The organism is Mesorhizobium sp. M4B.F.Ca.ET.017.02.2.1, from assembly GCF_003998955.1.
Classification (GTDB): Bacteria; Pseudomonadota; Alphaproteobacteria; order Rhizobiales; family Rhizobiaceae; genus Mesorhizobium; species Mesorhizobium abyssinicae.
The window spans coordinates 1-2,228 of sequence record NZ_RZOF01000188.1 but is presented as its reverse complement, the minus strand read 5'-3'; the positions used below and the strand labels follow the sequence as shown (position 1 = coordinate 2,228).

3 protein-coding genes are annotated in these 2,228 nt (G+C 66.7%); 1 reads left to right on the top strand and 2 read right to left on the bottom strand.

The features are described 5' to 3' along the window. Positions 1-21: 21 nt before the first annotated feature. Entirely contained in the window at positions 22-774 is a 753-nt protein-coding gene (locus EN738_RS20990) for an SDR family oxidoreductase (protein ID WP_127285389.1), read from the bottom strand. 231 nt (positions 775-1,005) lie between these two features. Then, positions 1,006-1,749: a tellurite resistance TerB family protein gene (locus EN738_RS20985; RefSeq protein WP_127285380.1), complete on the bottom strand. Its 744-nt coding sequence runs from the start codon at positions 1,747-1,749 to the stop codon at positions 1,006-1,008. 201 nt (positions 1,750-1,950) lie between these two features. On the opposite strand from EN738_RS20985, the gene EN738_RS20980 reads away from it, so the two are divergent. Continuing rightward, positions 1,951-2,228, top strand: a 278-nt coding sequence (locus EN738_RS20980; RefSeq protein ID WP_127285379.1) for a nuclear transport factor 2 family protein, incomplete at its 3' end; no start/stop codon positions are given.

Genomic DNA, 2,228 nt, shown 5'->3' with positions numbered 1-2,228 from the left:
CCCTCGCGGGAAGGTCGGGCGCTACCCGCGCCCGACGAACGGCATCTTCGTCGCCATCACCGTCATGAACAGCACGTTGGCGTCGAGCGGCAGGCTGGCCATGTGGACGACGGCGTCGGCGACGCGCTCGACATCCATCACCGCCTCGGCGGCGATCGAACCGTTGGCCTGCGGCACGCCGACCGTCATTGGCTGCGCCATCTCGGTCAGCGCATTGCCGATGTCGATCTGGCCGCAAGCGATGTCGTAGGGCCGGCCGTCGAGCGCCAGCGTCTTGGTCAGCCCGGTGATGGCGTGCTTGGTCGCCGTGTAGGGCACCGAGCCAGGACGCGGCGCATAGGCCGACACCGAGCCGTTGTTGATGATGCGGCCGCCCATAGGCTTTTGCCGGCGCATGGCGCCGAAGGCGGCGCGGGCGCACAGGAACGAGCCGGTGAGGTTGACGCCGACGATATCGTTCCAGACCTCGACCGGGATCTCGTCGATCGGCGTCGACTTGTAGCCCATGCCGGCATTGTTGAAGAGCAGGTCGACGCGGCCGAAGGCTTCGACCACCGTTTCGAACAGATCGTCGACCTGATCGGCCTTGCTGATGTCGCAGGCAACCGCCAGCGCCTTGGCCTCGGTCTTGCCGGCCTCGGCGATCGCTTCCTCCAACACCGCTTTGCGGCGTCCGCAGAACACCGTGTTCCAGCCGTTCCTGAGCAGCGCCGTGGCGACGCTCTTGCCGATGCCTGTGCCGGCGCCGGTAACGATGGCGGTTTTCTCTGTCATGGCAGTCATCGGTGTCCTCCGGTCATCGCTGCAACTTGGCATCGCAAATGACGCAAGCGATGGCAAGCCAACTGTCAGCCATCAGGCCCGACAAAAAGGGCGGTCATTGGCGACCGCCCTGATCTGAACCGGGCTTGGGAGGAGGAAAAGCCGGTCCGACTGCTTAGAATGATGCGCTTCCTCGGTTAACGAGACGTTACCGTGCGCGGCGTCGGCTGTTCCGCCTCCGCCTCACCAGCGTGGATTGGGCGAGGTTCCGGGCTTGTCGGAAACCGGCACCTTGGCCGCCGACACCGTCGCCTCGACGTGGTCGACCAGCGCGTCCGGCAGGCCGAGACGGCCAGCAAGCAGGTCGAGATAGCCGCGTTCGGCGCGCGTGTCGGGATCGATGGTAAGGCGCGAGGCCGTATAGAGTTCGAGCTTCTGCGCGTCGGTCTGGGCGCCGGCGACCAGCGTATCCAGGTCGAGCGGGCTCTCCAGCTCCGCCATCAGGAATTGTTCCGCCTCGGTGCCGATGCCGGCGAGCTGCAGCTTGCCGGCGATCTTCTGGCGCTCCTCGTCATCGACATGGCCGTCGGCCTTCGCCGCCGAGATCATCGCCCGCACCAGCGTCAGCGTGAACTCCTCCTCGCCTTGCGGGGCCTGCGAGGGGTGGAAGGCGGTATCCTTGGGCGGCGGCAAGAGTTCGGGCTCGCCGGCAGCCGGCGTCTCGGCCGGCGCGTTGCCGGCCTTGTAGTTCTGGTAGGCCTTGTAGGCGAGGCCGCCGATCGCGGCCAGCCCGCCGAGCTTGATGGCGGTGCCCGTCACCTGCCGGCCGGTTCCCGTTCCAAGCAGCACCGCGGCCAGCGCGCCGGCGGCCAGCGGATTGTCCTTGGCCATCTGCACGGCCTGGCCGGCCTTGTCGCGGACGGTGCCGCTGGTGCCGGGAACCTGCGAGCCGAGCAGATCGTCGAGAAGCTTCTTGGGATCGAACATCAATGCCTCCAGAATTGGGCCCGCGCCGAAACATGGACGAGCAGGTTTGGACGTCGCAGACGTAGGTCCCGCATGCTGACATTACAATGACGGGCAGGCGCTTTGCGACAAATGCGGGCGCGCCTCGAAGTTGGAACCGATGTGTCGAAACCGGCCTCGGTCTGGCCTAGTCTGGGTTCTGTCGAGGAGAGGAGCCTTGCAATGGCCAATGAGCAGGACCGCCAGCCGGCGCGTGATCCGCAGGACCTGGAACGTCTTTTGATCGCCCGGCAATGGGCCGGCGACATCGACGGCATGGTGGCGCTGTTCGCGCCCGACGCCGTCATCGACAGCGGCGAGAAGGATCTAACGCGTGGCCGCGAGGCCATCCGCGCGCTGTTCGCCGAGATCATCGCGACGGGGCGAAAATTCCAGCGCGGCGAACAGCGGCCCGCGGCGATCAATGGCGACCTGGCGCTCACCTCGACCCGGCTTCCCGA

What these genes read in the sequence shown, in the direction of transcription:
- EN738_RS20985 (WP_127285380.1), bottom strand. Translation starts at nt 1,749, where the DNA reads ATGTTCGATCCCAAGAAGCTTCTCGACGATCTGCTCGGCTCGCAGGTT.
- EN738_RS20990 (WP_127285389.1), bottom strand. Translation starts at nt 774, where the DNA reads ATGACAGAGAAAACCGCCATCGTTACCGGCGCCGGCACAGGCATCGGC.